Below are 1844 nucleotides of genomic sequence, written 5' to 3' on the forward strand. Positions count from 1 at the left end.
AAACTGTATTTATTATAAAAAGACAAGTAATGTCAAGATATAATCTTTAATTGTTGTATAATTAAATAAAGAGGTATAAGACAATGTATGAATGGAATAAATTAATACAAATAATTATAGATGAAATTGATGAATGCATTAAAAATCATAAAAATGAAGAATTAACATTAAATAATATTTCTAATAGATTGGGATATTCAGAATTTTATATTACAAAGAAGTTTAAAAAGATATCTGGAATAACATTTAAAGAATATACAAGACTAAGAAAATTATCTTTTGCTTTAAAAGATGTAAGAGATACTAAAAGAAAACTCTTAGATATTGCATTTGATTATGGATTTTCTTCACATGAGTCATTTACAAGGTCTTTTAAAGAATTATATAATATTACTCCAATAGAATATAGAAAGAATCCTAAACCTTTAATGCTTCGTACAAAAATAACAGCATTTGACAGATACTTATTCGGATTAGGTGAAATAGGAATGTGTAAATCTAATGAAGAAGTAAAAGTATATTTTATAAAAATTCCATCACATAAGTTTCTTTATATTAAAAATTATGAAAGCAACGGTTATTGGGATTTTTGGCAAAAACAAAACCTTATAAAAGGTCAGGATTATAAAACAATATGCGGGATACTTGATAGTATTAATGGTAAATTAGATGATAACGGAGGAAGTGAAATTAATTGCTCAAGCGGACAAATTATGGCTTATATTAATGATGAAAAAGGAAGGCTTTGTGATTGGGGAATAAAAAGAGTTGAATGTTGGGGAGTAAGGCTTCCTTTTAATTATTGTGAAGATGTGCCTAAAAATATGTATCTGCTTGATGTATATGAATCTGATTATGTGGTCTTTGAACATGGTGCTTTTAATTATGCTCAAGAAAATAATACTGTAGAGAAAAAAATTGAAGAAGCAATGAAAAATTTTAATGATGAACATTATATTATAGATACTTCTCCAAATAAAATAATGTATTTTTATTATAATCCTAATGAATATTTTAAATATATATGTCCAGTTTGCAGAGTATAAAAAATATTTTTAAAACTAATTCTATGAATAATAAAAAATTATACATTAGTTTAAGTATTTAAAAACATATACAAATAATTTTCACTTTTTATTTAAGAAAAATTTTATTATCGCAATTAATACAAAACTTATCACACTTATTAAAACTATAGTAGAGCCCGGTTTTAATCCTTCATAATATGAAATAAATATTCCTAAAACAGTAAAAGCTAAATTAAATAATACAGCATAAATAATAGTTTTTTTATAACTATTAGCCGCCTGCATAGAACAAGCAACAGGAACTACCATCATAGACGAAACAATCAAAGCTCCAACCGCCCTCGCAGATATAGAAACAACTACTGCTGTAAGTATTGTAAAAATAAAGTTTATTCTGTTTACAGGCACCCCAGAGAGTTTTGCAAGCCTTTCATTGAATGTTATATAAAAAATCTCTTTATATAAAAATATAAATATTAACATAGAAATAATACTTATAATTACAACCAACTTTAATTCAAAATCACTAATAGCTACAATGCTTCCAAATAAAAAACTATTAAAATTAGCATTGTTAGAAACAAAACCAGACAATAACCCAGCAAGCCCAATAGCAAAAGACATAATTATCGCTATAGACATCTCTCCATATCTTGCAATTTTTTTTCTTATAAACTCTATAGATAAAGCAGATAAAACACAAAATATCATAGAAGCAAGTATTGGATTGATATTAAATACAAGCCCAAAAGTTACTCCCGCAAGAGAAGTGTGTGATATAGCATCTCCTATCATAGAAAGCCTTTTTAATACAAC

The 1844-nt window shown here is 25.6% G+C and carries 2 protein-coding genes; one reads left to right on the top strand and one right to left on the bottom strand.

Annotated elements, in window-relative coordinates; all coding sequences use genetic code 11:
• The first annotated feature begins 83 nt into the window (after positions 1 to 83).
• Positions 84 to 1046 (top strand): helix-turn-helix transcriptional regulator, encoded by a 963-nt coding sequence (locus E6A48_RS10075; RefSeq protein ID WP_219710078.1) that lies wholly within the window; start codon positions 84 to 86, stop codon positions 1044 to 1046.
• Between the two features lie 81 nt (positions 1047 to 1127).
• Here E6A48_RS10075 and E6A48_RS10080 read toward each other — a convergent pair.
• Positions 1128 to 1844: metal ABC transporter permease (locus tag E6A48_RS10080; protein ID WP_219710079.1), on the bottom strand; the 717-nt coding region annotated here is incomplete at its 5' end.

It is taken from the genome of Brachyspira pilosicoli (genome assembly GCF_019402445.1).
In the GTDB taxonomy this organism is placed as follows: domain Bacteria; phylum Spirochaetota; class Brachyspiria; order Brachyspirales; family Brachyspiraceae; genus Brachyspira; species Brachyspira pilosicoli_B.

Excerpts from the sequence above, each read along its gene's own strand:
- E6A48_RS10075 (WP_219710078.1), top strand. The coding sequence starts at position 84 with ATGTATGAATGGAATAAATTAATACAAATAATTATAGATGAAATTGAT.